Annotated in this window: 24 protein-coding genes; 16 read left to right on the forward strand and 8 right to left on the reverse strand. The window is 67.6% G+C overall.

Annotated elements, in window-relative coordinates; translation table 11 throughout:
* Nucleotides 1-4: 4 nt before the first annotated feature.
* Complete coding sequence (locus tag JOF56_RS14520) at nt 5-922, reverse strand: SDR family NAD(P)-dependent oxidoreductase (RefSeq protein ID WP_209638042.1); 918 nt, start codon at nt 920-922, stop codon at nt 5-7.
* 104 nt (nt 923-1,026) lie between these two features.
* On the opposite strand from JOF56_RS14520, the gene JOF56_RS14525 reads away from it, so the two are divergent.
* Complete coding sequence (locus JOF56_RS14525) at nt 1,027-1,587, forward strand: TetR/AcrR family transcriptional regulator (RefSeq protein WP_209638044.1); 561 nt, start codon at nt 1,027-1,029, stop codon at nt 1,585-1,587.
* Nucleotides 1,588-1,637: 50 nt separating this feature from the next.
* Here JOF56_RS14525 and trxA read toward each other — a convergent pair whose 3' ends face one another.
* Nucleotides 1,638-1,967: a thioredoxin gene (gene trxA / locus JOF56_RS14530; protein WP_209638046.1), complete on the reverse strand. Its 330-nt coding sequence runs from the start codon at nt 1,965-1,967 to the stop codon at nt 1,638-1,640.
* Nucleotides 1,955-2,326, reverse strand: coding sequence for a MerR family transcriptional regulator (locus tag JOF56_RS14535; RefSeq protein WP_209648256.1), 372 nt, complete (start codon nt 2,324-2,326; stop codon nt 1,955-1,957). Before JOF56_RS14535 ends, trxA begins: the two co-directional genes overlap by 13 nt.
* 60 nt (nt 2,327-2,386) lie before the next feature.
* Between JOF56_RS14535 and tsaB the strand changes: the two genes are divergently transcribed.
* From tsaB to tsaD, 3 genes are read left to right on the forward strand one after another with little or no spacing between them, the layout of a single operon-like run.
* Complete coding sequence (gene tsaB / locus JOF56_RS14540; RefSeq protein WP_209638048.1) at nt 2,387-3,022, forward strand: tRNA (adenosine(37)-N6)-threonylcarbamoyltransferase complex dimerization subunit type 1 TsaB; 636 nt, start codon at nt 2,387-2,389, stop codon at nt 3,020-3,022.
* A complete protein-coding gene (rimI, locus tag JOF56_RS14545; RefSeq protein WP_209638050.1) occupies nt 3,019-3,477 on the forward strand; it encodes a ribosomal protein S18-alanine N-acetyltransferase in 459 nt (152 codons plus the stop codon). Before tsaB ends, rimI begins: the two co-directional genes overlap by 4 nt.
* Nucleotides 3,474-4,523 carry a tRNA (adenosine(37)-N6)-threonylcarbamoyltransferase complex transferase subunit TsaD gene (tsaD, locus tag JOF56_RS14550; RefSeq protein WP_209638051.1) on the forward strand — a complete coding sequence of 350 codons (1,050 nt, stop codon included), beginning with the start codon at nt 3,474-3,476 and terminating at the stop codon, nt 4,521-4,523. Before rimI ends, tsaD begins: the two co-directional genes overlap by 4 nt.
* Nucleotide 4,524: 1 nt before the next feature.
* On the opposite strand, the gene JOF56_RS14555 is transcribed toward tsaD, so the two are convergent.
* Nucleotides 4,525-6,441, reverse strand: coding sequence for an N-acetylmuramoyl-L-alanine amidase (locus tag JOF56_RS14555; RefSeq protein ID WP_209638054.1), 1,917 nt, complete (start codon nt 6,439-6,441; stop codon nt 4,525-4,527).
* Nucleotides 6,442-6,546: 105 nt separating this feature from the next.
* Nucleotides 6,547-8,073: an alkaline phosphatase D family protein gene (locus JOF56_RS14560; RefSeq protein ID WP_209638055.1), complete on the reverse strand. Its 1,527-nt coding sequence runs from the start codon at nt 8,071-8,073 to the stop codon at nt 6,547-6,549.
* A 544-nt stretch (nt 8,074-8,617) separates the two neighbouring features.
* Here JOF56_RS14560 and groES point away from each other — a divergent pair.
* Nucleotides 8,618-8,911 (forward strand): co-chaperone GroES, encoded by a 294-nt coding sequence (gene groES / locus JOF56_RS14565; RefSeq protein WP_209638057.1) that lies wholly within the window; start codon nt 8,618-8,620, stop codon nt 8,909-8,911.
* Nucleotides 8,912-8,988: 77 nt separating this feature from the next.
* Nucleotides 8,989-10,614 carry a chaperonin GroEL gene (groL, locus tag JOF56_RS14570; protein WP_209638059.1) on the forward strand — a complete coding sequence of 542 codons (1,626 nt, stop codon included), beginning with the start codon at nt 8,989-8,991 and terminating at the stop codon, nt 10,612-10,614.
* A 78-nt stretch (nt 10,615-10,692) separates the two neighbouring features.
* On the opposite strand, the gene JOF56_RS14575 is transcribed toward groL, so the two are convergent.
* Nucleotides 10,693-10,995, reverse strand: a complete 303-nt coding sequence (locus JOF56_RS14575; protein WP_209638062.1) for a WhiB family transcriptional regulator — start codon at nt 10,993-10,995, stop codon at nt 10,693-10,695.
* A gap of 263 nt (nt 10,996-11,258) precedes the next feature.
* Between JOF56_RS14575 and JOF56_RS14580 the strand changes: the two genes are divergently transcribed.
* The 5 genes from JOF56_RS14580 to JOF56_RS14600 all read left to right on the forward strand — a co-directional run bounded on the left by JOF56_RS14580 (nt 11,259) and on the right by JOF56_RS14600 (nt 15,595).
* Complete coding sequence (locus tag JOF56_RS14580) at nt 11,259-12,191, forward strand: MerR family transcriptional regulator (RefSeq protein ID WP_443667620.1); 933 nt, start codon at nt 11,259-11,261, stop codon at nt 12,189-12,191.
* The gene (locus JOF56_RS14585) at nt 12,184-13,161 is read left to right on the forward strand and encodes a hypothetical protein (RefSeq protein ID WP_209638064.1); all 978 of its coding nucleotides are present in this window, start codon (nt 12,184-12,186) and stop codon (nt 13,159-13,161) included. Before JOF56_RS14580 ends, JOF56_RS14585 begins: the two co-directional genes overlap by 8 nt.
* Nucleotides 13,158-13,754 carry a response regulator transcription factor gene (locus JOF56_RS14590; RefSeq protein ID WP_018682728.1) on the forward strand — a complete coding sequence of 199 codons (597 nt, stop codon included), beginning with the start codon at nt 13,158-13,160 and terminating at the stop codon, nt 13,752-13,754. The genes JOF56_RS14585 and JOF56_RS14590 overlap by 4 nt, the downstream gene beginning before the upstream one ends.
* A 248-nt stretch (nt 13,755-14,002) precedes the next feature.
* On the forward strand, nt 14,003-14,575 hold the full coding sequence (locus JOF56_RS14595; protein ID WP_042198889.1) for a sigma-70 family RNA polymerase sigma factor: 573 nt from the start codon (nt 14,003-14,005) through the stop codon (nt 14,573-14,575).
* Nucleotides 14,576-15,595, forward strand: a complete 1,020-nt coding sequence (locus JOF56_RS14600; RefSeq protein ID WP_209638065.1) for an anti-sigma-D factor RsdA — start codon at nt 14,576-14,578, stop codon at nt 15,593-15,595. It begins immediately after the preceding gene.
* 54 nt (nt 15,596-15,649) lie between these two features.
* Here JOF56_RS14600 and JOF56_RS14605 read toward each other — a convergent pair whose 3' ends face one another.
* On the reverse strand, nt 15,650-16,036 hold the full coding sequence (locus JOF56_RS14605) for a DUF5319 domain-containing protein (protein WP_209638067.1): 387 nt from the start codon (nt 16,034-16,036) through the stop codon (nt 15,650-15,652).
* Nucleotides 16,037-16,155: 119 nt separating this feature from the next.
* On the opposite strand from JOF56_RS14605, the gene guaB reads away from it, so the two are divergent.
* From guaB to JOF56_RS14630, 5 genes are all read left to right on the forward strand, one after another.
* Nucleotides 16,156-17,667 carry an IMP dehydrogenase gene (gene guaB / locus JOF56_RS14610; RefSeq protein WP_209638068.1) on the forward strand — a complete coding sequence of 504 codons (1,512 nt, stop codon included), beginning with the start codon at nt 16,156-16,158 and terminating at the stop codon, nt 17,665-17,667.
* A gap of 24 nt (nt 17,668-17,691) precedes the next feature.
* Entirely contained in the window at nt 17,692-18,825 is a 1,134-nt protein-coding gene (locus JOF56_RS14615; protein WP_209638070.1) for a GuaB3 family IMP dehydrogenase-related protein, read from the forward strand.
* Between the two features lie 75 nt (nt 18,826-18,900).
* Nucleotides 18,901-19,398, forward strand: coding sequence for a GNAT family N-acetyltransferase (locus tag JOF56_RS14620; RefSeq protein ID WP_209638072.1), 498 nt, complete (start codon nt 18,901-18,903; stop codon nt 19,396-19,398).
* A 58-nt stretch (nt 19,399-19,456) separates the two neighbouring features.
* Entirely contained in the window at nt 19,457-21,109 is a 1,653-nt protein-coding gene (locus JOF56_RS14625) for an FAD-dependent oxidoreductase (protein ID WP_209638075.1), read from the forward strand.
* Between the two features lie 122 nt (nt 21,110-21,231).
* Complete coding sequence (locus JOF56_RS14630; RefSeq protein WP_245378264.1) at nt 21,232-22,704, forward strand: FAD-binding oxidoreductase; 1,473 nt, start codon at nt 21,232-21,234, stop codon at nt 22,702-22,704.
* Here the strand turns inward: JOF56_RS14630 and JOF56_RS14635 are convergent.
* On the reverse strand, nt 22,701-25,337 hold the full coding sequence (locus tag JOF56_RS14635; protein WP_307855100.1) for a CHAT domain-containing protein: 2,637 nt from the start codon (nt 25,335-25,337) through the stop codon (nt 22,701-22,703). The two genes, JOF56_RS14630 and JOF56_RS14635, sit on opposite strands and share 4 nt — an antisense overlap.
* Nucleotides 25,338-25,370 lie beyond the last annotated feature (33 nt).

Genomic DNA, 25,370 nt, shown 5'->3' on the forward strand with positions numbered 1-25,370 from the left:
GCTGTCAGCCCAGTGTGTCGAGAGACACCTTCCACAGCCGCTCCGCGGCCTCCGGGTCAAGTGCATGCGGTGCGACCCCGGTGAACGCACCGGGCTGGTTCGGTGCGGCCTCGTTGCAATCCTCGAAGTACTTGCCGCCAATGCCTGTGAGCAATGGCGAGGTCGCTACGAGGATGGACGTCGACGCGCCCTGAGCGGGCGTCTTGCGGAGCATTGACGCACCGACCTCTTTACGCATCCGGTCGATCTCCGCCTGCGACACGTGCCGCTGCAGATTGGTCGCGATCGAGCCCGGGTGCAGCGAGTTCACCGTGATGCCTGCGTCGGCCCAGCGCTTGTTCGCCTCGACGGCGAACAGGATGTTGGCTGTCTTGGACTGGCCGTATCCCACCCATGGCTGGTACTCGCGAGTGGTGAAGTGGATGTCCTCGAAGACGACCGGCGAGAACAGATGCCCGCTGGACGCGACGGACACAACCCTGGCATGCCCAGCCGCCAGCGCGGGGTAAAGACCTGTGGCCAGGCCGAAGTGCCCGAGGTGGTTGGTGGCGAACTGCAGTTCCCAGCCCTCGGGCGTGCGCGTGAGCGGCGGCGCCATCACGCCCGCGTTGTTGATCAGGATGTGCAACGGCCCATCCCAATTGGCGACGAACGCCCGCACCGAAGCAGGCGACGCCAGGTCGAGCTCCGCGACCTGCACCTTGGCGCCGTTGGCGGCGTGGATCTGCTCGGCGGTCTCCTGACCTGCGTCGACGTTGCGCACCGCGATGGTCACCTCGGCGCTCGCGCCGGCCAGCACCCGGGCGGTCTCGATACCGATGCCGGACGCGCCACCCGTGACGACCGCGCGCTTGCCGGCGAGGTCGATACCGGCGATGACCTCGTCGGCAGTGGAAGTGGCGGAAAAACCTGTCTCAATCATGGTCGAGTCCTTGCCGGTAAGATAGAAACGGAGGAACCTCCGCTAACTCCCTCGAGGCTAAGCGGAGTTTCCTCCGTTTGCAACCCGATCAAGGAGGAGGACCGGTGTCGGCTCGACCACTACGCGCGGACGCCCAGCGCAACAGAGACCGACTGATCGAGACAGCGGTCCAGGCGTTCTCCCACGACGGGCCGGACGTCACCCTCGACTCGATCGCCAAGACCGCCGGCGTGGGCATCGGCACCCTCTACCGCCACTTCCCGACCCGCGAGGCCCTCATCGAGGCCGCCTACCGCAACGAACTCGAGAAGCTGACCAGCGCCGCCCCCGAACTGCTCAAAACCATGGCACCCGACCAGGCACTGCGCACCTGGATGGACCACTTCGTCGCCTACATGACGACAAAACGCGGCATGGGCGACGCCCTCAAAGCCCTCATAGCCTCCGGCGGCGACCCGTTCGCGCGCAGCCGCGAACTCATCACCAACGCCCTCGGCCGCCTCCTGGACGCCACCGTCAACGCAGGCCAAACCCGCCCTGACATCAACGTCGAAGACATATTCATGGGCATAGCCGGCATCTCCATGGTCAGCGAATCCGGCACCCCCGAACAGGCCGGACGCCTCCTGGACCTGCTCATGGACGGCCTTCGCTACCACCCCTGACCAGCCCCGACCCCACTATTTGCCGGTGGCGCTGTCTGTGGGTGGTGCTGTCAGTGGGGGATGAGGTTCATGTGGGGGGACAGTTCGCGGAGGAGGGTGTGTTTGGGGCGGGCGCCGGTTATCGAGTGGATCAGTTTGCCGCGGTGGTAGAGGTTCAGCGTGGGCATGCCCATTACTCGGTGGGTGCGGGCCGTTTTGGGGCAGGCGTCCACGTCCACCTTCACTATTTCCAGGATTTCCGCGTATTCTTCTGCGATTTCTTTCAGGACTGGTTCGACCATTCGGCAGGGTGGGCACCAGGTTGCCCAGAAGTCGACCAGGACCAGGCGTTCTGCCGCCGCGAGGTGGGGTTCGAAGGTTGCGTCGGTCAGTGTGAGCACGGTCGTTTCCTTTCGGCGACTGCTTCCAGTTGGGCGGCCAGACGGTCACGGATTTCGTTCAGACGACTTATTCCCGCGTCCAGCTCTGCCAGCTTTTTTCGGTAGACCTCTATTGAGGCTGGGCAGACGTCGCCCGCTTTGTTTCCTGCGCGCAGGCATTCCACGAATGGCCTGGTCTCTTCCAGGGCGAAGCCGATTTCGAGCAGGGAACGGATCTCCTGGACCAGGCGCAGGTCGCGCTCGTCGTACTCGCGGTGGCCGTTGGCGGCCCGGCGCGCCTGCAGGAGGCCTTGGGCCTCGTAGTATCGCAGCGACCGGGTGCTTGTGCCGGCCCGCTGGGCGAGCTCTCCGATGCGCATCATGAGTGCCACGCTAGGCCTTGACACCGGCGTCAAGTCCAGGATGCGTAACCTTGTGCGGTGCTCGTACTCGCTGTTGACACCGCGACGCCCGCGGTCACCGCAGGGGTCGTCGACCTCGATGACGAAGGCCTGACCCGTACCCTGGGCAGCCGCGTGACGGTCGACGCCAGGGCGCACGGCGAGCTGCTGACCCCCCACGTCAAAGAAGCGTTGGACGAAGCGGGCAAGACGTTCGCCGACCTGGACGCCGTTGTGTGTGGGTCCGGCCCCGGCCCGTTCACCGGCCTGCGGGCTGGGATGGTCACGGCCGGCGCGCTTGGCCAGGCCCTCGGCAAGCCGGTGTACCCCGTGTCCACGCTCGACGCGATCGCGGCCGACCACCCTGAAGTGCACCGACTCCTCGTCGTCACGGACGCGAGGCGCCGAGAGGTGTACTGGGCGCGCTACGAAAACGGCCACCGAGTCGACGGCCCGGCGGTGCAGAAGCCTGCTGAGCTCGAAGATGTCGAATCCGACCTGGTCGTGGGCGCCGAGTTGCTTGGGCGAACGGTCGAGCCGTGGTCGCCCAGCCCTGCTGGACTCGTCAAGGCCGCGGCGCACCTGTTCGGTGAGACGCCGCCGCCGTTGACGCCGCTGTACCTGCGCAGGCCCGACGCGGTCGAACCGGGAGCCCGTAAGCGGGTGACCCGGTGAGATTGGCGCCGTTGGAGCGCGCGGACCTGGTCAGGTGCGCCGAACTGGAGAAGATCCTTTTTCCGGGTGAGGACCCGTGGAGTGTGCAGGCCTTCCAGTTCGAGTTGGAGAACGGCAACTTCTACCTCGGCGCGCACGTCGAGCCGGCCGGTCTGGTCGGTTACGCCGGGATGTCCGAGCTGGGCTCGCCCGGTCACATGGAGTGCGAGATTCACACGATCGGTGTCGATCCCGGGTTCCAGGGCCAGGGGATCGGCCGGGCGATGCTGGTGGCGCTGCTCGACCGTGCGGACACGATGAACGCGCCTGTGTTCCTCGAAGTACGCACCGACAACGTCCCGGCGATCAGCCTCTACAAGAAGCACGGTTTCGAGCAGATCGGCCTGCGCCGGCGGTACTACCAGCCGTCCGGGGCCGACGCGTACACCATGGCCAGGCCGGGGGTGACCCAGTGACTGACAAGATCATTCTCGGGATCGAGAGCTCCTGCGACGAGACCGGGGTCGGCATTGTCCGGCTCGACTCCCAGGGCGGGATGACCCTGCTCGCCGACGAGGTCGCGTCCAGTGTGGACCAGCACGCGCGGTTCGGTGGCGTGGTCCCGGAAGTGGCCAGCCGGGCCCATCTCGAAGCCATGATCCCGACCATGGACCGGGCTTTGGACGCCGCCGGGATCCAACTGTCCAATGTGGACGCAATCGCGGTGACGTGCGGGCCAGGGCTGGCGGGCGCTCTCCTTGTGGGCGTCGCCGCGGCCAAGGCGTACGCGGCTGCGTTGGATGTCCCGTTGTATGGTGTGAACCACCTCGCGGGGCACGTCGCGGCTGACACGTTGCAACACGGTGCATTGCCTGCGGAATGCCTCGCATTGCTCGTCTCCGGCGGGCACACGCAGTTGCTGAAAGTCGAGGACATCGCCGGCAAGATCACCGAGATAGGCTCGACGATCGACGACGCCGCGGGCGAGGCCTACGACAAGGTGGCCCGGATCATCGGCCTGCCGTACCCCGGCGGCCCACCCATCGACAAGGCCGCACAACAGGGAAACCCCACGGCCATCAAGTTCCCGCGCGGCCTGACCGGCCCACGCGACCCCAGGTTCGACTTCTCGTTCTCCGGCTTGAAGACCGCGGTCGCCCGCTGGGTCGAACAGCAGGAGCGGGACGACAAGCCGATCCCGGTCGAGGACGTCTGCGCGTCCTTCCAGGAAGCGGTCGCGGATGTGCTGACCGCCAAGGCAGTGCACGCGGCCAAGGAACTCGGCATCGGCACGCTCGTGATCTCCGGTGGAGTCGCGGCGAACTCGAGGCTTTCCGGGCTTGCCCGCGAGCGTTGTGAGCAAGCCGGGATCGAATTGCGCGTACCTCGACCCCGGCTTTGCACCGACAACGGCGCGATGATCGCCGCGCTCGGCGCCCACCTGGTAGCCGCCGGAGTCCGTCCCAGTTCTCTCGAACTGCCAACGGATCCGGGGCTACCGGTCGACACCGTCTACGTCTGAGTCATCGCCCTTGGGGCCAGAACGAAGGCAGCACGTCGACATCGTCGGCGTTGACGAACATGACCCGGTGCCCGAACTGGATCTGCAGGTACTTCGTCTTGCCACGGACCACGGTGTGGTTTGCGGTGTCGAAGGTCGTAGCCGAGTAGTACTCGGACTGGTTGACACCGCCGAGCGCGTACCGCTCGCCTGCGGAGAACGTGTACTGCAACGGAGTCACGGCCTGCACAGGGATGTTCGCCGGGTACGCGGACGCTTCCGGATACGCGCGGCCGTACACCGGAACGGTCGCCTTGCCCTTCTTGGGCGTGACAACAACACCGATCGCACCTAGTGCTGTCGGTGCCTTGCGCGGGTTGTGGAACCAGCCCTTCTGGCCCAGATACCAGATCGCGGTCCACTCGCCACGCACCTCGGCGACCGCGTACTGCTGCCCGGTTTCCACGCGGCTGCTGTGGTCCGAGACCTGCATGGTGCCGGGCGAACCGTCAGGGCGTAGCCCCGCGTCCTTGAGCAACGGGGCGTCCGCGCGTGGTTCTGTGCGCAGGATGACTGAACCCGATCCTCGCAGTGTGCACGGTTGCCCAGCCGTGACGCAGTCGGTGAAGGCGGGCTTGTTCGAGGCGTAGTCAGGCTTGATCGTGACCATTCCCGTCATGGCCGGACTGCCTGTTGGCCGGAACGGTGCGCCGAGCAGGTCGAAGTAGTGCGACCAGTCCCAGTAGGGGCCCGGGTCCCAGTGCATGCCCCGGACTGTCGCCGGGACTGTGCCGGGAACGTTGTCATGGCCGATGATGTGCGCGCGGTCCAACGGGATCTGGTACTTCGCCGCGAGGTAACGCACCAGCTTGGCCGAGGACCGGTACATCGCCTCGGTGTACCAGGTGCCGAGCTTCGCGAAACCCTCGTGTTCCAGGCCGATCGACGTCGAGTTGACGTACCAGTTGCCGGCCTGCCACGCGACGTCCTTGGCCTTCACGTGCTGCGCCACGTACCCGTCGGCCGACCGCAGCGAGTACTGCCAGCTCACGTACGTCGGGTCCTGCACCATGCCGATGACGTCTTTCCAGTAGCCCTCGGTGTCATGGATGACGATGTACTTGATCTTCTGCGACTCGGGCCGGTCGCCCTTGTCGTGGTTGCCGTAGCCGTTGTTCGGAAGTTGCTGGTACGGAGCGGGAATCCACTCGCAGGCCAGCGTCCGCGGGCACTCGGTCTCGTCCGATGTGGACTGTCGGAGGCCGAGCTGGGCGAGCTGGCCGCGGTTGGCCTGTACCGGGGTGGCATCGAGCTTGACGTGCTGGCCGTCGTCGGTCACGCGCTCGACACCCTGCGCCATGGTAGTGAAGACCTCGTCGGCAAAGGTCGAGGCGGAACCCGTGTCGGACGCGCCGCCGTAACGGGCGACAGCGCCATACCAATCGCCAGGGTTGGCGCTCGTGACGCCGATTTCCTTCTGGTACTTGGCAAGCAGCGCGGCACCGCCGCGGATGTTCTGCTTCGTCTCTGAGCGCAACGTGGCAGCCGGCACGCCGATCAGCGACGACGCGACGTCAACCGTCTGCAGTGAAGGAAGTTGCGCGACCGGCGGTGCGGCCTTGGGGGTGAGAGCGGGGCGCGCGTCGTCGCCGCGCGGGTCTTCAGTTCCGTCGTCGTGGTGCATACCGCCTGCGTTGGCGGCGGTGACGTCGGTGAGGTGCATTGGCCCGTAGCCGGCGCTTGTGCTTGGTGTACCGGCGTTGGCGTCCCACCGGGACTCCAAATAGGACACACCGAGCAGGACGCTCACCGGCACGCCGAACTCGGCGGCCGCCGAGTCGAACGCGTGCTGGCGGGACAGGTCGGCTGGTTGGGCACTGGCCGTGGTCACTCCCAGCGCGAGGCTGGCTGCGGTGACCAGGACAAGGGCAGGGCGCATCAACGTTCTCCCAGTTCAAGGAGGCTATGCCTCAGCGCCTAACTTTGCGCGTACGCGCCCTGCCCGTCAATAACTTGCGTCCAATAGGACTAGTTCGTTGACAGATTACGCCTGGTGCAGGCTCTTGTCGCAGTCCGCGACGACAAAGCTGGCGGCTGTCGTTGCCTCTGCACCAGCTTGCCGTACGTACGCCAAGGTCCTGTAGTCAGCCCGCAGTTCACCGGCGGTGAACTTCGTGCGGATGTAGCCGCGCCGGTTCTTGTGGAACTTGACGTGCGGGTTCTCGGCCAGCACGGCGGCGTTCGGGTCGTCGTTGCCGTCGCCGCCACTCGTGATCGACGTCGTGACGAACTCCGTGCCCAGGCCGCGTGAACCCGGGTCGGTGTAGTCGGACTTGATCTCCGCGGCCCAGTGCCGGTGCACGTCACCGGTCAGCACCACGCCGTTGCGGGTCCTGCCGAGGCCTTCGGCGATCCGGTCGCGGTTGGCCTTGTAGCCGTCCCAGGCGTCCATGTTGTAGCCCTGCGGCGCTCCTGGCGTGAGGTCGATCTGGGCGAAGAAGACCTGCTGGCCCAGCACATCCCAGCGGGCGCGCGACCGGCGCAGCCCGTCGAGCAGCCAGCGTTCCTGCTCCTCGCCGGTGATCGAGCGGGTCGGTTCGAGCCGCGCGTCGCAACCGGCCTTCACGCCGTCGCCGCACGCCTGGTCGTCGCGGTACTGCCGGGTGTCGAGCATGTGGAAGTTGATCAGTCCGCCCCACTCGACCCGCCGGTACAGCCGCATGTCGATGCCCCGCGGCCGCGCGGTCCGGCGCAACGGCATGTTCTCGTAGTAGGCCTGGAAAGCGTTCTTGCGCCGGTCCAGGAACAGCGGGTCGGGCTGCTCGGGAACCTCGTCCGCCCAGTTGTTCTCGGTCTCGTGGTCGTCCCACACCACCAGCCACGGCGCGGTGGCGTGCGCGAGCTGCAGGTCCGGGTCGGTCTTGTACTGCGCGTGCCGTAAGCGGTAGTTCTCCAGCGTGCGGGTCTCCGGACCGAGCACCTTGCGGACGTCGTTGGCGCCCGAGGCGTACTCGTACTGGTAGTCGCCCAGGTGCAGGATTAGGCCGGGCTCGTCCTCGGCCAGCCGCTTGTACGCGGTGAAGTGTCCGGCTCCGAAATGCGAGCACGACGCGAAACACATGGTCAGGTCCGTGCGCAGGGTGCCAGGGGCGGGTGCGGTCCTGGTGCGTCCGGCCGGCGAGATGTGGTCCTGCGTGCGGAACCGGTAGAAGTACTCCGTGCCCGGCCGCAGGCCCTCGGCCTCGACGTGCACGCTGTGCGCCGACTCCGGCCGGGCGACCTCGATCCCGCGCCGGACTGTGCGGCGGAACCGCTCGTCGGTCGCGATCTCCCATTCCACCAGGTACGACCGGTCCGGCATGCCGCCAAACCCGTTGTCGGCCAGCGGGTTCTGCGCGAGCCGGGTCCACAGCACGACGCTGTGGTGGTCGGGATCGCCGGAGGCGACGCCCAATGTGAACGGGTCGGTCAGCTTGCCGGGCGAGGCGAGCGCCGGTGCGCTGCCGAAGGCCGTGAGGCCTACTGCGGCGGCACCGCCGAACAGGATCGTGCGACGTGAGGGGACGGACACAGTACCTCCCGGATCAGGGGTTTACTGGTCGGTCACCCTCGCCCGTTCGAGTAGCCGTCAGCCCACGATCGGGTTAGCTGCTGATGAACCCTCCGCATTGTTCGTTGCCCGTTAACGAACGCTCGGACGCCCGAGGCGCACCACTTCGAGCCCGATTTGCGCATCTCCATGGTGATCTTCTGCGGCCGGCCGTTGACCGTGACGGTGATCATGGCCTGCGCGGCGGGCCCGGCGGATACGGCGGCTGTGGGTAACCACCTTCTGTTGTGGATAACTGCCCTGTTGCTGCGGATACCCGCCGTACTGCGGCCCTTGCGGATAGTTCATTCACGCCCCCGGCGAACTGGTCCAAGTGGCCGGAGCGTAACCAGTCATAACGCCGTTCGCAGGGTTTCGGCGAGGGCTCGTTGAACCGCTGGCACTCGAATGGGTAGAGTGCTAGTTGCACGGCACCAGACACCGCCCCGGCACCCGCGACGGCGGGGTGGCAGGAGCCGCTGAAGGTAACTGCCAACGCTTTCGACGACCCGTGGAGGTCACACCGGTGAGCGTGAACATCAAACCGCTCGAAGACAAGATCGTGGTCCAGGCCAGCGAGGCCGAGGCGACGACCGCGTCCGGCCTCGTCATCCCGGACACCGCCAAGGAGAAGCCCCAGGAGGGCAAGGTCCTGGCCGTGGGCCCGGGCCGCGTTGACGACAACGGCAACCGCGTCCCGCTGGACGTGGCGGTCGGCGACGTCGTCATCTACTCCAAGTACGGCGGCACCGAGGTCAAGTACAACGGCGAGGAGTACTTGATCCTCTCCGCCCGCGACGTGCTGGCCGTCATCAACTGACGCCTGTCCTATCGCCAGACGCCCCGGCGCCCCTTTACCGGGGGCATCGGGGCGTTTGTCATACAGAGAGGTAGTAAATGCCCAAGCAGATCAGCTTCGACGAGGACGCTCGTCGGGCACTCGAGCGCGGGGTCAACAAGCTGGCCGACGCGGTCAAGGTGACTCTGGGCCCGCGCGGACGGCACGTCGTGCTCGCCAAGAAGTTCGGCGGCCCGACGGTCACCCTCGACGGTGTCACCGTGGCCCGTGAGATCGAGCTGGACGACGCGTTCGAGAACCTTGGTGCGCAGCTCGCCAAGAGCGTCGCCACCAAGACCAACGACGTCGCCGGTGACGGCACCACCACCGCCACTGTGCTCGCACAGGCGCTGGTGCGCGTCGGTATGCGCAACATCGCGGCGGGTGCCAACCCGGCCGCGATCGGCCGTGGCATCCAGGCCGGTGTGGACAAGGTCGTCGAGGTCCTCCTGGCCAAGGCCACCCCGATCAAGGGCCGCGACAACATCGCCCAGGTCGGCACCGTCACCTCGCGTGACGCCTCGATCGGCGCGCTGCTCGGCGAGGCCATCGAGAAGGTCGACGAGGACGGCGTGATCACCGTGGAGGAGTCCTCCACGCTGGCCACCGAGCTCGTCATCACCGAGGGTGTGCAGTTCGACAAGGGCTACATCTCGGCGCACTTCGCCACCGACGCCGAGGCACAGGAGGCGATCCTCGAGGACGCCTACATCCTGCTCTACCGCGAGAAGATCTCGGCGCTGGCGGACCTGCTGCCGCTGCTGGAGAAGATCGTCCAGGCGAGCAAGCCGGTGCTGATCGTGGCCGAGGACGTCGAGGGCGAGGCGCTGTCCACCCTGGTGGTCAACTCCGTGCGCAAGACGATCAAGGCCGTCGCGGTCAAGGCGCCGTTCTTCGGCGACCGCCGCAAGGCGTTCCTCGACGACCTGGCCTACGTCACCGGCGGCCAGGTGGTCTCCAGCGAGATCGGCATGAAGCTCTCCGAGGTCGGTCTGGACGTGCTGGGCTCCGCCCGGCGCATCACGATCACCAAGGACGAGACCACGATCATCGAGGGCCGCGGCGACAAGGCCGAGGTGCAGTCGCGCGTGGAGCAGCTGCGCAAGGAGATCGAGGCGTCCGACTCCGACTGGGACCGCGAGAAGCTGCAGGAGCGGCTGGCCAAGCTGGCCGGCGGCGTCGCGGTGATCCGGGTCGGTGCGGCCACCGAGACCGAGCTGGCCGAGCGCAAGCACCGGATCGAGGACGCGGTCGCGGCCACCAAGGCCGCGGTCGAGGAGGGCATCGTGCCCGGCGGTGGCACGGCTGTCGTACACGCCGCCAAGGAGCTCGAGGGCAACCTCGGTCTGACCGGCGACGAGGCGACTGGTGTCGCCATCGTGCGTGAGGCGCTTGCCGCGCCGCTGTTCTGGATCGCCAGCAACGCGGGCAAGGAAGGCGCCGTCGTGGTGCACCGGGTCCGCGAGCAGGAGTGGGGCCAGGGCTTCAACGCGGCCAAGCTGACCTACGGCAACCTGATCGACGACGGCGTCGTCGACCCGGTGAAGGTCACCCGCTCGGCGGTCACGAACGCCGCGTCCATCGCCCGGATGGTGCTCACCACCGAGAGCGCGGTCGTGGAGAAGAAGGAAGAAGAGCCACCCGCGGCCGGCGGAGCCGGTCACGGGCACGGTCACGGCCACTGAGTCAGACCGGCTTGGTTTCGCCCCCAAAGTGGCTTTCGGAGCGTTGAGCGCTCCGAAAGCCACTTTGGGGGCACAGCTTTAGGTACCCGCGCCGACGAAGGTGCGTTTGCGGGACTTGATGATGTTGTCTCGTTCGGACTCCGAGAGCCCGCCCCAGATCCCGTACGGTTCGTGAACGGCCAGTGCGTGTTTGCGACACAGTTCCAGGACCGGGCACGCGTGGCAGATCGCCTTCGCCCGTGCCTCTCGCCTGTTGCGTGCCGGTCCCCGCTCGCCGTCCGGGTGGAAGAAGAAGGCGCTGTCCATGCCGCGACAACTGCCTTCGAGCTGCCAGTCCCAAACGTCCGCGTTGGGGCCGGGAAGCCTGCGCGTGTCTGCCATCGGGCCCGCCTCCTCGTTCGAGGACGTCAGTACTCCATTCGGTCCAACGATGGCGACAGTAGAACCGCGTCAATACTTGTTCAAGAGTGATCACCTAGAGATCACCCAATCCAGTAACCGGTCCACTACGCACAGCACAGGGTGACCGGGTTCTCACTGGCTGTGGGCACACAAGTTGATCACTCGGTAGGAATTCGCGTGACCGGAAACCCAGCTCGGCGCGAATGCCGTTCAGGTTGCTGGGCAATCGGTGCCGCCTGACGATGAGTGGCGTGGCGACGCGGCCGGATTCGACGCTCGGGATGTCCCTGAAAGGGGATGTGCCGGAGCCGTCGTTGCCGGTGGCGGCTGTGGCCCGGCGGCTGGGGGTGGCGCCGTCGACGCTGCGGACCTGGGATCGCCGTTATGGTCTTGGGCCGCGGGACCACACGACTGGCCGGCACCGGCGCTACAGCCCGGACGACATTGCTCGCCTTGAACTGATGCAGAAGGCCTTGCTGCGGGGTGCCTCGCCGGCCGAGGCGGCGGACTACGCGTTAAGGGCGCATGCCGTCCCCGCGGAGCCTCGTGCCCGGCCTGACGGCTCCGCGTTGATGAAGGGCCTGGGGCGGGCCGCGCTCGCGATGGACACCTCGGGCATTCAGCGGCTTCTTGTCGAGGCGATCGACGCGGATGGGGTGATCGCGTGCTGGGACCGGGTCGTACGGCCTGTGCTTACGGCTGTGGCGGGCCGGTGGGCGCATTCGGGAGCATGTGTCGAGGTGGAGCACTTACTCAACGAGTGCGTTCTGGCCGCCATGATCGCCGCGACTCCGTTGCTTGGACCGGCGCGCAATGCCAGACCGGTACTACTGTCGTGTGCACCGGAGGAGAGGCACAGCTTGCCGCTGTACGTACTACGTGCCGCGCTGGCCCGTCGAGAGGTCGGAACCCAGATGCTCGGCGCCGCGTTGCCTGTGAACGCCCTCGCTGCGGCCGTGCGCCGGACAGGGCCCGCTGCGGTCGTGTTGTGGGCCCAGCAGCCGCGCTACGGCGATCCGGAAGTGTTCTCGCACGTGCCAAGGACTCGTCAGCGTGTCCGGCTGTTCGGCTGCGGGCCGGGGTGGGCGGCCGTCCGGCTGCCGAGCCAGGTCCAGCGTCTGGGCGCGTTGGCCGATGCGGTCGACAAGATCGAAGCGGTGGCTGTCGGTGAGTGACGACCTGCGCCTGGCGGCCTTCGGCAACCGTCCCGACACGCCAATACCCGCCACACACACTTCCAGGGATCGCTGGCTCGCTGCCGTCGTGCTCGGTGGCCAAGGCCGGTACGCGGCCGCCTCGGCCTTGCTCTCCGGTTTGCTCAGGGATCCCGATCCGGTCATCGCGTCGCTCGCCGCGAGCACTCTGGGCTCGCATCGCCGGCAGGTCGGCGGGCACGAGGTCGCCAAACGCCTGGACGCCGCGGCCCTGGCCCGGCTCACCGGCACGGGTGACGGTGACCGGGACGGCATCGACTTCCTGGGTGCCCGTTCCGACGCCCTGCTGGGCCTCGCAGCCGACAACCTCGGCACCGGACGGCTGGTGGCCGCCCGTCGCCTGATCGACGCCGCGGACGCGCTGGGTGACGTCGGCTGGCGCGGTCAGGTCCGGCTCGGCTGGGTCCGGGCGGAGGTCGAGCTCGCCGACAGCCGTCCCAAAGTCGCTCTGCCGATCGCAGAGGCCGCATTGCGGCGGGCCCGGGCCGCGCGGGCGGCCAGGCACATCGCGAAGTCCGAAATGATCCTTTCGGCCACGCTCGCGTCGTGTGGCGGTGTCACGGAGCGCATCCGGGCCAGACAGCTCGCGGCCGGGGTCGTCGACTGGGGTATCGAACTGGACTTACTGCCTCTGGTGTGGCCTTGCTCACTCCTGCTGGCCGATCTGGAGCCCGCCAAGGCGGAGGTCCACCGTCGTCGCGCGGCGGGTGCTTTGCACTGTGTGTTACGACGGGCTGACCCGATCGCGCGTCGCCTGGCAGCGTCCTCCCCCTGGGTGCCGGACACGCTGCTCGTACAGGGGGAACCCACTCGGACAGGCATCCGGGCGAACTCGTTCACAGAATTACCACCAGATCGTGTCAAGGTCGGCGCGCAAGCGTCCGATAGGGGAGGTGGAACGTCACTCGGCTGCAGGAAGGAGTCCCCGTGACGACGGTCTTGATCTGCGACGACCGGCGCAGCGTGCGGGAAGGTCTCACCCGCGTTATGTCTGCTGTACCCGGGGTTAGTCGCATCGACTGCGTAGCGCACGGTGACGAGTTGCTCGCCCGCTTCTCCCGCCAGCCGGTGGACGTCGTACTGGTAGGAACCCAGCGCGCCGTGCCGACTGGTGTGGAGGCGACGCGTCGGCTCGTGTCGGCCAACCCGCAGGCCAATGTCATTGTTTTCGGAGCGCCGGACGACGCGGGCAGCATCGCCGCCGCGATCGCCGGCGGTGCCCGTGGCTACCTGCGCTGGGACGCGTCCCGGCCAGAGCTGGTCGCCGCCCTGGCGCACACGCTTGCCAGCACCTCCGTGCCGGCTCCGCGGCAGCCTTCGGACCCAGGTGTCCAACTGACCGACCGCGAGCTGCAGGTGCTGCGCGGGATGAGCCAGGGCAAGAGCAACGGCCAGATCGGCCGTGAGCTCTATCTCTCCGAAGACACTGTGAAGACCCACGCGCGGCGGCTGTTCCGCAAGCTGGGTGTGCGCGACCGTGCACAAGCAGTCGCGCATGGTTTCCGCCGAGGTCTGGTTTCCTAGCGGCGGATCGACGACTATCTACAGCGTGGTGCGGCCCGGGGTCTGAACCTTCGGGCCGTTCCGCATGCCGGAATTTGTCGAATCAAGACTTTGATTAGTCGGATCCGACTACAAAGCCCCATCCGGCGGTTAGTCCGCTTGGGGGTGACCGGTACGGTGAAGGAGTTGTCACCGTCACGGGGGATACTCCGCGCACGGTGACCGTTACTGTCAGATGCCTCCGAGTAACGCCAAGGCTGTTGTCTGCGATGACCAATTTGGGGGACGGACTGGACGCTTCAGTGAGCGCTGCCGTCGAGGGAGATCCTCGCGCGGTCGGTCGTGTATTGGAGTCCATTCGTCCTCTCGTTGTGCGGTACTGCCGCGCACGGGTCGGTAGGCAGGAACGTTCATTCGCTTCGGCGGACGACGTCGCCCAGGAGGTGTGCCTCGCGGTACTCACGGCGTTGCCGAGTTACCGCGACCAGGGACGACCATTCCTGGCCTTTGTGTACGGCATCGCCGCGCACAAGGTGGCAGACGCTCATCGAGCGGCGGCGCGTAACCGATCGGAGCCGGTGGCCGACGTACCTGACGAACCGGAGACCGACGCGGGACCGGAACAACGGGCAATGCAGGGCGAGCTGACCAGGCGCATGAAGCAACTGTTGGACGTCCTGCCCGACAAACAGCGCGAGATCGTGGTGCTGAGGGTGGTCGTAGGACTGTCCGCGGAAGAGACCGCCGAAGCGGTGGGATCGACCCCGGGGGCGGTCCGGGTTGCCCAGCACCGCGCTTTGGCACGGCTACGTAAGACTCTGTCAGCGGAGGAGGTGGTCTGAATGGCCGACCGGCACGAAAGTGACGGCAGAGAGTCACCCGAGTCGCCGCAGACCGGCCGATCGGGTGAACTTCATCCGGTCCCCTCGGGCGCTAAGTCCACGGAACGTGACGATACCCACGTTTCAACAGAAAATGAATACTTCTCGGCCCTCGACCTTGAGCAAGAGGCCGAGGACCTGGCTCAGATCCGGGCCGACGACGAACTCCTCGACGCCCTCGCGGCGCAAGTCGGGCAGGACGAGTCGGACTCCGGCACCGTGGACTTGGACGACGAGCAGCTCAACGCGCTGCTGCTCGCCTGGCGTCAGGACGTGGACAGCGTTCCTGTACCCGAGATTGTGGACACGAAGACCGCGATGGCGACGGTCACCGCCGCACGGTCAGCGCGTAGACGTAGACCGCGAATGCTCGTTCCGATCGCAGCAGCCGCTGCGGTGCTGGCGATCGCGTTCGCAGGTGTGGGGATGGCTGCGCGGGGTGCCGAGCCCGGCGACGCGCTCTGGGGTTTGAGCAAGGTCCTCTACGCCGATCACGCACGGTCGGTGGAAGCCGCCAAGTCCGTGCGCAACGACTTGACCGACGCGCAGCAAGCGCTGGAGCAGGGCCGTATCGACGAGGCCAAGGACGCCCTCGACGCGGCGGGCACCGAGCTGTCCCACGTCTCCACCGAGGACGGCAAGGACGTGCTCAAAGCCGAGCACCAGGAACTTCTCGAGCAGCTGACCAGCAACCCGGCGCCGACCACGCTGCCCTCGCAGCGTTCGGAGACCCCCAAGCCGCCGGTCCACCCGTCTTCCTCGACCTCGCCGACGCCGAGCTCCACGACGCAGAACCCGCCGTCCAACCCGTCGTCGAGCACGCCCAGCAGCAGTTCCTCCCAGCAGCCGCAGCCGTCAGGCACGCTGGGTGAGGAGCCGGGCACGGGCAACGGATCGCCACCGCGCAGCGACAACCCGCTGCCCGGGGACGGCGCGGTCAACGGTGCGTCGACCGACGCGGCCGGTGCCGGAACACCCTGAGAGCTAAACCTTCGTGAGGGGTTATCCGCGCTGCGGGTAACCCCTCACGAGTGTTTACCTGGCGCTTTCGGTGGCGGTGACGCCGTCGGCGAATCCCCGGCAGTACTCCCAGCTCACATAGGACCCGGGGTCCGGGTCGAAGGCGGGCTCGTGCGGGCGCATCCGCCCGTCGGTGAGCAGCTGTTCGAGGCTCGCCCGCAGCAGGGCCCAGTCGTGGTAGTGCGGCTCCTGGCATTCGCCACAGTCCACGACCACGCCCTTGACCCCGCGATGCTCCAGCAGGGCCTGGTAGACGGCCAGATCGGACAGGTCGGTCAGCAGTTCGGCCCGCTCGTCCTCTCCCATCGGGTGCTCGACCTCGTCTTCATGGTCGAGGATCGCCCGGGCCGGGTCGTCCGGGTCGCCCGCGAAGGGGTCTGGGGGCAGTGAGTCGTGCGGCACGGTCTCGCACGGTACCGGGCGGGCCCCCAAGGCTGTCCAGATACCATGGTCTCAACGGCCTCGCCTGGGAAAACACCGGGCAGGGGCAACGTCAGGCGTAGGAAGGCCCGCCACCCACCATGACCAGCGAGCTCACCTCCCAGGAGGTACCGAGCAAGTTCGCGATGCTCGGCCTGACCTTCGACGACGTCCTGTTGCTACCAGCGGCGTCGGATGTCGTCCCCAGCGAAGTCGACACCGGTACCCGGCTGTCGCGCAACGTCTCGCTGCGCATTCCGCTCGCCTCCGCGGCGATGGACACCGTGACCGAGGCCCGGATGGCCATCGCCATGGCCCGTCAGGGCGGTATCGGCGTGCTGCAGCGCAATCTGCCCATCGATGTCCAGGCCAGCCAGGTCGAGACCGTCAAGCGGTCGGAGGCGGGCATGGTGACCGATCCGGTGACGTGCTCGCCGGACGACACCCTGGCCGAGGTGGACGCGATGTGCGCCCGCTACCGGATCTCCGGCCTGCCGGTCACCGACGCCGCCGGAAAACTTGTGGGCATCATCACCAACCGTGACATGCGCTTCGAGGTGGACCACACCAGGCGCGTCAGCGACGTGATGACCAAGGGGCCGTTGGTCACCGCCCAGGTCGGTGTGTCCGCCGAGGCCGCGCTGGGTCTGCTGCGCCGGCACAAGGTGGAGAAGCTGCCGATCGTGGACGGCGCGGGCAAGCTGCGCGGCCTGATCACGGTCAAGGACTTCGTCAAGACCGAGCAGTACCCGATGGCCACGAAGGACCCGGACGGCCGGTTGCTGTGCGCGGCGGCGATGGGTGTCGGCGACGACGCGCACAAGCGCGCCATGGCGCTCGTGGACGCCGGTGTGGACGTGCTGATGGTCGACACTGCGCACGGCCACCAGCGCAACGTGGTGGAGATGGTGGCGCGGCTGAAGAAGGAACTGGGCGACGTCGTGGACGTGGTCGGCGGCAACGTCGCCACCCGGGCGGGTGCCCAGGCCCTGGTCGACGCGGGCGCCGACGGCGTGAAGGTGGGCGTGGGCCCCGGCTCGATCTGCACGACGCGTGTGGTCGCGGGTGTGGGCGTGCCGCAGATCAGCGCGATCTACGAGGCCGACCAGGCGTGCCGGCCCGCCGGGATCCCGGTGATCGGCGACGGCGGCATCCAGTACTCCGGCGACATCGCCAAGGCCATCGCGGCCGGCGCCAGCTCGGTCATGCTGGGCAGCCTGCTCGCCGGCACGGCCGAGTCGCCGGGCGAGCTGATCCTGCACAACGGCAAGCAGTTCAAGACCTACCGCGGGATGGGCTCGCTGGCGGCGATGCAGTCGCGGGGCGAGGGCAAGTCGTACTCCAAGGACCGGTACTTCCAGGACGACGTGCTGGCCGAGGACAAGCTGGTACCCGAGGGCATCGAAGGCCGGATCCCGTTCCGCGGGCCGCTGGCCTCCGTGGTGCACCAGCTGGTCGGCGGGCTGCGGTCGGGCATGGGGTACACCGGCGCGCACACGATCGCCGAGCTGCAGGAGGCTCAGCTGGTCCGGATCACCGCGGCCGGGCTCAAGGAGAGCCACCCGCACGACATCACGATGACCGTCGAAGCGCCGAACTACACCACGCGCTGAGACATGGCGCCAGGAGGACATCAAGTGCGGGACCTTGTCGAGATCGGCATGGGCCGGACGGCCCGGCGGGCCTACGAGCTGGACGACATCGAGATCGTCCCCTCGCGCCGGACGCGGTCGTCGAAGGACGTGTCCACGGCGTGGCAGATCGACGCGTACCGCTTCGAGATCCCGCTCGTGACGCACCCGACCGACGCGATCGTCTCGCCGCGGACCGCGGTGGCCATCGGTGAGCTCGGCGGTCTCGCCGTGATCAATGCCGAGGGCCTGTGGGCTCGGCACGGCAACGTCGACGAGGTGCTGTTCCGGCTGATCGAGGCGGCCGAGGAGGCGTCCGAGGCCGCCGACGTGACAAAGGTGCTGCAGGAGCTGCACGCCGCACCGATCCAGGCCGACCTGGTTGCCAACGCCATCAAGGAGATCCGCGACTCCGGCGTGACGGTGGCCGCGCGTGTGAGCCCGCAGCGGGCCGCCGAGCTGACGCCGGACCTGGTCGCGGCGGGCGTGGAGATCCTGGTCGTACAGGGCACCATCGTGTCCGCCGAGCACGTGGCCCGCGACGGGGAACCGTTGAACCTCAAGAGCTTCATCGAGGGCCTCGACATCCCGGTGGTGGCTGGCGGCGTGCACGACTACCGCACCGCGATGCACCTGATGCGGACCGGCGCGGCAGGCGTCATCGTCGGCTACGGCTACAGCACTGGCGTCACCTCTACGGACAGCGTGCTCGGCATTGGCGTCCCGATGGCGACGGCGATTGTCGACGCGGCCGCCGCACGGCGTGACTACCTCGACGAGACCGGCGGCCGGTACGTGCACGTGCTCGCCGACGGCGGCATGGAGACCAGCGGTGAGATCGCCAAGGCGATCGCCTGCGGCGCCGATGCCGTGATGCTGGGCGCTCCGCTCGCCAGCGCGGCCGAGGCGCCTGGGCAGGGCCTGTACTGGACGGCCGCGGCCGCGCACCCGTCGTTGCCGCGCAGCCGGGTTGTGCCGGCGGCCGACAGCGAGATCGACTTGCGGCAGCTGCTGTTCGGTCCGTCCGCCGACGCGGACGGCATGGTCAACCTGTTCGGCGCGCTGCGCCGGGCGATGGCCAAGACGGGCTACTCCGACCTCAAGGAGTTCCAGAAGGTCGGCCTGACGATCCGGGGCTGAAAACCCGTTCCCTCATGGGTGGATTGTTATGTTACAACACGACAAAACACTCATGAGCGGACCTGGGGGTTCAGCTTGCGCAAGATCGTGGTCCGGGGTGAGGACTTCGCCCTGGCCGAACACAGGGACGGCGACCGCCAGTGGCTGTCGGACAACAGCGACGGCGCTTTCGACGTCGACCGGGACGGCCGGGAGGTCCCGGTCCAGTTCCCGATCCACCGGCTGGTCGTGACCACCCCGGACGGCAAGGAACTGCTCGGCCAGGTCAGCTGGCACCCGGTCATGTACGGCCCGTCGTACGGCTGCATGGCGTGGAACTTCGGCTACACGTTCCTGCCCCGCAACCGGGGCAAAGGCCTGGGCACCGAGGTCCTGCGTGCGCTTGTCCGGCACCTGTTCGACACCACCGACGTGGACCGGATCGAGGGCAGTACGGACGTGACCAACGTCCGCGCCCAACGGTCCATGGAGAAGGCCGGCTTCACCCGCGAGGGCATTCTCCGGGGTGCTCAGCTGCGCAAAGGCAAGCGCCATGACCTCGTGGCGTACAGCATCCTGCGGACGGACCGCTAGGTTACCGGCCAGAAACTTACTCCTAGTCAGAACGGGCTCGCCGAACTAGCCTCAGGGGATGCCTGACTATGACGTCATCGTCGTCGGATCGGGGTTCGGCGGCAGTGTGGCAGCGCTCCGGCTGACCGAGAAGGGCTACCGGGTCGCGGTGATCGAGGCCGGCCGTCGGTTCGCCGATGACGAGTTCGCCAAGACCTCCTGGGACCTGCGCCGCTACCTGTGGGCGCCGGCGGTGGGCTGCTTCGGGATCCAGCGCATCCACCTGCTGCGAGACGTGATGGTGCTGGCTGGTGCGGGTGTGGGCGGCGGTTCGCTGGTGTACGCGAACACGCTGTACCGCCCGCTAGAGCCGTTCTACGCCGACAAGCAGTGGGCGCACATCACGGACTGGCGTGCTGAGCTGGCACCGCACTACGACCAGGCGACGCGGATGCTTGGTGTCGTGACGAACCCGACGGTCACGCCGTCGGATGAGGTCATGCAGAAGGTCGCGGCCGATATGGGAGTCGCGGACTCGTACCACCCGACGCCTGTGGGGGTGTATTTCGGCAAGCCAGGTGAGACCGTCGAGGACCCGTACTTCGGTGGTGCGGGGCCGTCGCGCACGGGGTGCACGGAGTGCGGTTCGTGCATGACCGGCTGCCGGGTGGGCGCCAAGAACACCCTGATGAAGAACTACCTGTACCTGGCCGAACAGGGCGGCGCGAAGATCATTCCGATGACGACGGTGACCGGCCTGACGCACCAGCCGGACGGGTCGTTCGAGGTCGCGATCCGCAAGACAGGCAAACGCTTCCGGCACACGCTCACCGCGGGCCAGGTGGTGCTGGCGGCAGGCACATGGGGCACGCAACAGCTGCTGCACCGGATGCGGGCCAACGGCAACCTGGCCCGGATCTCGCCAAGGCTGGGCGAGCTGACCAGGACGAACTCCGAGGCGATCATCGGCTCGGGCCGGTTCACAGTCGACGAGTCCCGCAACTTCAGCCGGGGTGTCGCGATCACGTCGTCGATCCATCCGGACGAGAACACGCACATCGAGCCGGTCCGCTACGGCAAGGGCAGCAACGCGATGAGCCTGCTGCAGACGATCGCGACCGACGGCGCTTCGAGCGTTCCGCGCTGGAAGCAGGCCCTGCGCTTCATCGCCCGGCATCCGCTGCAGATCGCCCGGCTGCTCAGCGGTTACCGCTGGAGTGAGCGGACCATGATCCTGCTTGTCATGCAGTCGCTGGACAACTCGATCACGACCTATGTGGACAAGCGCGGAAAGTACACGTCCAAACAGGGGCACGGTGAGCCCAACCCGTCGTTCATTCCCGCTGGATACGAGGCGAACGAGCTGACTGCCAAGCATATCGGCGGGATCGCGGGCGGCACCTGGGGCGAGATCTTCGACATCCCGCTGACCGCGCATTTCATCGGTGGCTGCCCGATCAGCGAAGACCCCTCGAATGGAGTAATCGATCCGTATCACCGGGTCCACAACTATCCCGGTTTGTCCGTTGTGGACGGCGCGGCGATCAGTGCCAACCTCGGCGTGAACCCCTCGTTGACCATTACCGCCCAAGCCGAGCGGGCCTTTTCCTTCTGGCCCAACAAGGGCGATACCGATCCGCGTCCCGCGCAGGGTGCGGGATATCGCCGGCTGGCCGCCGTGACACCGGTCGCACCTGCCGTGCCTTCGTCGGCTCCCGGCGCCTTGCGGTAAACGGCACTACTCATTCCGGGTGACATTTTGTAGCCTCGACCTGGCGTATATGCATCTGACGACATTGTCGTGCGAATTGTCGCCGGACGCCCGATGATGGTCCGAGTCGGGAGGAGTCGGGGATGATGGATCGGCGTGCTTTTTTGCGGGCCGCGGGACTCGCCGGAGTGGGTACCGCGCTGGCGGGATGTTCGTCCGCCGGTACGACAACGCCGTCAGGGCCGGCGACGACAACGTTGCCATCGCCGGTGTCCACGTCCGCGGAGCCGGTGCCGCCCAACTGGGAACTGTTGCGGGCCAATGTGTCCGGTACCGTCCTGCTGCCTGGTGACAGCGAGTTTTCCGTGGCCCATCAGGTGTTCAACCCGATGTGGGACGCGCGCAACCCGGTCGCGATAGCGCGTTGCCGGACCAAGGAGGACGTTCAGGCCTGCGTGAAGCTCGCCGCCGAGTCCAAAGTGCCCATCGCCGCCCGTAGCGGTGGCCACAGTTACGCCGGCTATTCGGTGCCGGAGGCGGGGCTGCAGGTCGATCTTTCCGCAATGGCCGATGTCGATGTCCGTCAGGATGGGACAGTGCGGGTCGGCGCGGGCGCGAAATTGATCGATGTGTACACCGGGCTGGCCAAAGCCGGCCGCGCGCTGCCGGCCGGATCATGCCCGACCGTCGGTATTGCCGGATTGACGCTGGGCGGCGGAATCGGCGTGCTGTCAAGGAAATACGGATTGACCTGTGATCGACTCGAGTCGGCCACGGTGATCACCGCCGACAGCCGGGTCGCCAACGTGTCCCGGGGCAGCGACGCCGATTTGTTCTGGGCATTGCGTGGCGGCGGTGGCGGGAACTTCGGGATTGTCACCGAATTCGTGTTCGTCACCGAGCCCGCGCCTGAACTGGCGGTTTTCTCGATGCGCTTCCCGGCCGGCTCGGTGGACACCGTGCTGGGCGCGTGGCAGGAATGGATCGCCGCGGCGCCGCCGGAGCTGTGGTCCAATCTCATCATTACCGGCGGCGGTTCGCCGGTCTGCACGGTCGGCGGATGTTTCGTCGGCTCGGCGGCCGAGCTCAATTCCTTGCTGTCCGGCCTGAAACCGCGTCCCGCGTCCCGCACGGTGCAGGAAAAGGCCTACCTCGACGCGATGCGCTACTTCGCAGGCGGCCCGACCACGAGCCGGCAGTCCTTTGTGGCCTCATCCCGGATGCTGCAGGAGCCCGCCGACTCGGCCAAGATCACCGAGCTGATGACCGACCGCACCGACATGGACCTGTTGCTGGACAGCCTCGGCGGCGCGGTGGCGTCGGTGGAGCCGGCTGCTTCGGCGTACCCGTACCGCAAAGCTTTTGCCAGCGCGCAGATCTACCAGAAGACCGACGCCGCCAAAGCCACGCGGGCGACCGCTCAGGTCGGCGAGGTCCGTGACGAGCTGGGCACTTTGGTCGGCAAGACCGGCTACGTCAACTACATCGACCCGGCCATGCCGGACTGGGCGAACGCCTACTACGGCGAGAATCTCCCGCGTCTGCAGGACGTCGCGAAACGCTACGACCCCAACAAGGTTTTCGCCTTCCCACAAGGAATCCAGCAGAAACCCTAGCTACCGAGGCAGACGAACGGCCGGCGCAACGGATCGACCGCGACCGCGTTGGCCAGCGCGACGTCAGGAGCCGCGCCGCTGGCCAGCCCTCGGTGGTAGTCGTCCATCGTCGCGGCTACGGGCACGTCGCCGACCCGGCTCACGGCCGCGACCACAGTGCTCACGCCACCTGCCAGCAATGCCCCCGCGAAGCCGAGGGCTTCGTCGCCGGGCCGGATCCGGTTGAGCGCCAACTCACATGCGGCCAGCACGACCTGGCGGGGTGGCCGCCGCAGCCGGGCCAGTTCGTGCGCGAACAACGCGCCGTCGATCAGTTCAAGCCTGGAGAAGAGCGCGTTCTCGGCCTCATGTTCGCCATGCGCGGCGATATGGGCCAGCGCCGCACCGTCCAAAGCAGACAAAACAGCGGACACGGTCGCGTCCTCGCCCGCTACCGAGACGGCACCCCGGTGGTGCTTGGCGATCTTGTCGATCTCACCGACAGCGGCCTGCAACCCAGGCCCACGAACAAGAATCGTGGCGCCCGAGTCGTGCACGGCCTTCGAGGCGCCGAGCCAAGCCGTCGCCGACGGCGCCACGACAACAGGCGTCGACCGCAACGAGTCCAACACGCCCCACGGCACGGCGTACAGCGCCCCAGTCGGCACAACGACGACCTCGCGGTCACGGATGAACGGCGCAAGGGGACGCATCAGCTGTGCATCCAGTGCGCCACTCTGTTTACGAGCCGAAGTCCTGATGGCGTCCAGTAAAGGCGCGGGCAGGTGATCAGGCGCCATCGCGTTGAGGTCGGCGTGCAGCCGCCGGGCGGTCTCCGTCGCCGCGACGGCCGACCCAAGCCGGACCAGCCGGACGCGGCCCTCCACCAGCACCACGGCCAGCATCGAACTGCCGGACACAGCGAAGCTGACCAGCGCCTTGCTGCCCAGATGACCGGCCACATCGGCCACGCTCGCAACCGGCCGCGGCTTGCCCCAACGGCTCGCCGCGTGCCAGCCGAGCCGCATCGCAGCACGTTGGCGTTCGGCGTAGCGGGACCGCAGCTTGGCAGTCGGCCGGCCGTCCAGCATGGCCTGCCGCAGCGAGTACCCGAGGTGCCGGATCTCGGCCATCAGCTCGACCAGTTGCGGGTCGTCGATCCCGAAAACCGGTTCGTAGCGGTATGTCTGCGCACGCGTGCGTTCCAGCCAGGTGAACATCCGCCGCGCCTCGGCCGCTGCCGTGCCGCCGTCGAGCACCAGCCGGACCGCGAGATCGCCGAGCTGCTGACCGTGGATCGCGGTGCCGGACACCAGTTCCAGAGCGCCCATCCGGTCGCGGGCCTGGCCCAGCTCGGCCAGGCCGGCTCTCGCCTGGGCGAAGGCCTTGCGTCGGTTGCCGGTCGCGGAAGCCAGTTCGGCCTGGCACAGCCGCAGCAGCATCCGCTGGTCGATCGGGGTGATCGCGCGTGGACGGCGCACCTCGGCCAGCAACTCGGTCGCCTTGGCCAGTTTGCCGCGCCTGAGTTCAAGCCTGGCGGCCAATGTCTTGGCCAGTGCGGCTTCGTCACGCAGCCGCAACGCCGTCAGCTCGTCGGCCAGCTGGACGGCTCGTGCGGGCAGCGCCGCGGGGATCTTGGCTTCGTCCAGTGCTCTGGCGACGTCGACGCGGAGCACGATCAGGGCCGCGACGGCCGCCCATGCGTCGCTGCCGCGTCGTTTGAACCGGCGCCGTGCGGATTCGGCCATCCGGCGAGCGAGGCCAAGGTCCTGCTCCAACAGGGCCGCCGCCGCGCGTACCGCCTCGGCTTCGGCCAGGTCTTGCTGCACCCGTTGCTCACGCATCAGCGGCAGCACCTCGTCCAGGTGCCGGCCGGCCTCGTCGGCGAGCCCGGCGGTGACCAGTGCCTGGGCCTGGTCGAGCCGCAGCCGGGTCAGCATGTCCGGGCCCAGCTCGAGGTAGACGCGTTCGGCTTCCTCGTAGTACCGCAGCGCTTCCGGGATGTCGCCCGCGCGCTGGTTGAGATCGCCCAGCACGTGCCGCAGGTACGCCACACGCATTGTCAGGTTGTGGTCGATGCCGAGCGTGATGGCCCGGTTGAGGTTGACGAACGCGGGCTCGAGGCGTCCGGTCTCCAGATACGCCTGGCCGAGGTTGGCCACCGACGCGACCAGCGAGTCGATCAGCCGCTGCGGGTCGTCGGTGCCCAGCTCGAGGTTGCGTTCCTTGTGGGCGATCGCCGAAGCGAGCAGTGGGATGCTCTCGTCGTAGCGGCCTCCGCGGATCAGCAGGCCCGCGTAGTTGCCGTCGATGGAACCGTTGAGCTCCGCCCGGACGGCTTCGTCGGCCAGCTGGGCGACCTGGGGCCGCAACGCCTCGAGCCGGGCGAGCCCCTGGGCGATGGTGCCGAGTTCCGCCTCGACATAGGCGAGTGTGATCAGGATCCGGCTGCGGGTACGGATCCACTCGACACTGCCGTGCTGCCCCGCGTCGGCGCTTTCCAGCATCGAGAGAGCCTGTCGCAGCAGGCGGATCTCCATGACGTTGCGGCCGGCGTGGCCGACTTCGAGCGCGCGGCGGTGCAGTCTCCTGGCCTCGCTGATCACGTCGGCCGGAGAACCGGGTCTCCCACCGGTTGTGCGTGTCGCGGGCACCGCTCTATGAGACCACGGTGGTCAACAAACGAG

The sequence above is a fragment of the Kibdelosporangium banguiense genome (assembly GCF_017876405.1).
In the GTDB taxonomy this organism is placed as follows: Bacteria; Actinomycetota; Actinomycetes; order Mycobacteriales; family Pseudonocardiaceae; genus Kibdelosporangium; species Kibdelosporangium banguiense.

Excerpts from the sequence above, each read along its gene's own strand:
- JOF56_RS14520 (WP_209638042.1), bottom strand. The coding sequence starts at position 922 with ATGATTGAGACAGGTTTTTCCGCCACTTCCACTGCCGACGAGGTCATC.
- JOF56_RS14535 (WP_209648256.1), bottom strand. The coding sequence starts at position 2,326 with ATGCGCATCGGAGAGCTCGCCCAGCGGGCCGGCACAAGCACCCGGTCG.
- JOF56_RS14555 (WP_209638054.1), bottom strand. The coding sequence starts at position 6,441 with ATGCGCCCTGCCCTTGTCCTGGTCACCGCAGCCAGCCTCGCGCTGGGA.
- groL (WP_209638059.1), top strand. The coding sequence starts at position 8,989 with ATGCCCAAGCAGATCAGCTTCGACGAGGACGCTCGTCGGGCACTCGAG.
- JOF56_RS14575 (WP_209638062.1), bottom strand. The coding sequence starts at position 10,995 with ATGGCAGACACGCGCAGGCTTCCCGGCCCCAACGCGGACGTTTGGGAC.
- JOF56_RS14580 (WP_443667620.1), top strand. The coding sequence starts at position 11,259 with ATGAGTGGCGTGGCGACGCGGCCGGATTCGACGCTCGGGATGTCCCTG.
- JOF56_RS14595 (WP_042198889.1), top strand. The coding sequence starts at position 14,003 with ATGACCAATTTGGGGGACGGACTGGACGCTTCAGTGAGCGCTGCCGTC.
- JOF56_RS14600 (WP_209638065.1), top strand. The coding sequence starts at position 14,576 with ATGGCCGACCGGCACGAAAGTGACGGCAGAGAGTCACCCGAGTCGCCG.
- guaB (WP_209638068.1), top strand. The coding sequence starts at position 16,156 with ATGACCAGCGAGCTCACCTCCCAGGAGGTACCGAGCAAGTTCGCGATG.
- JOF56_RS14625 (WP_209638075.1), top strand. The coding sequence starts at position 19,457 with ATGCCTGACTATGACGTCATCGTCGTCGGATCGGGGTTCGGCGGCAGT.
- JOF56_RS14630 (WP_245378264.1), top strand. The coding sequence starts at position 21,232 with ATGATGGATCGGCGTGCTTTTTTGCGGGCCGCGGGACTCGCCGGAGTG.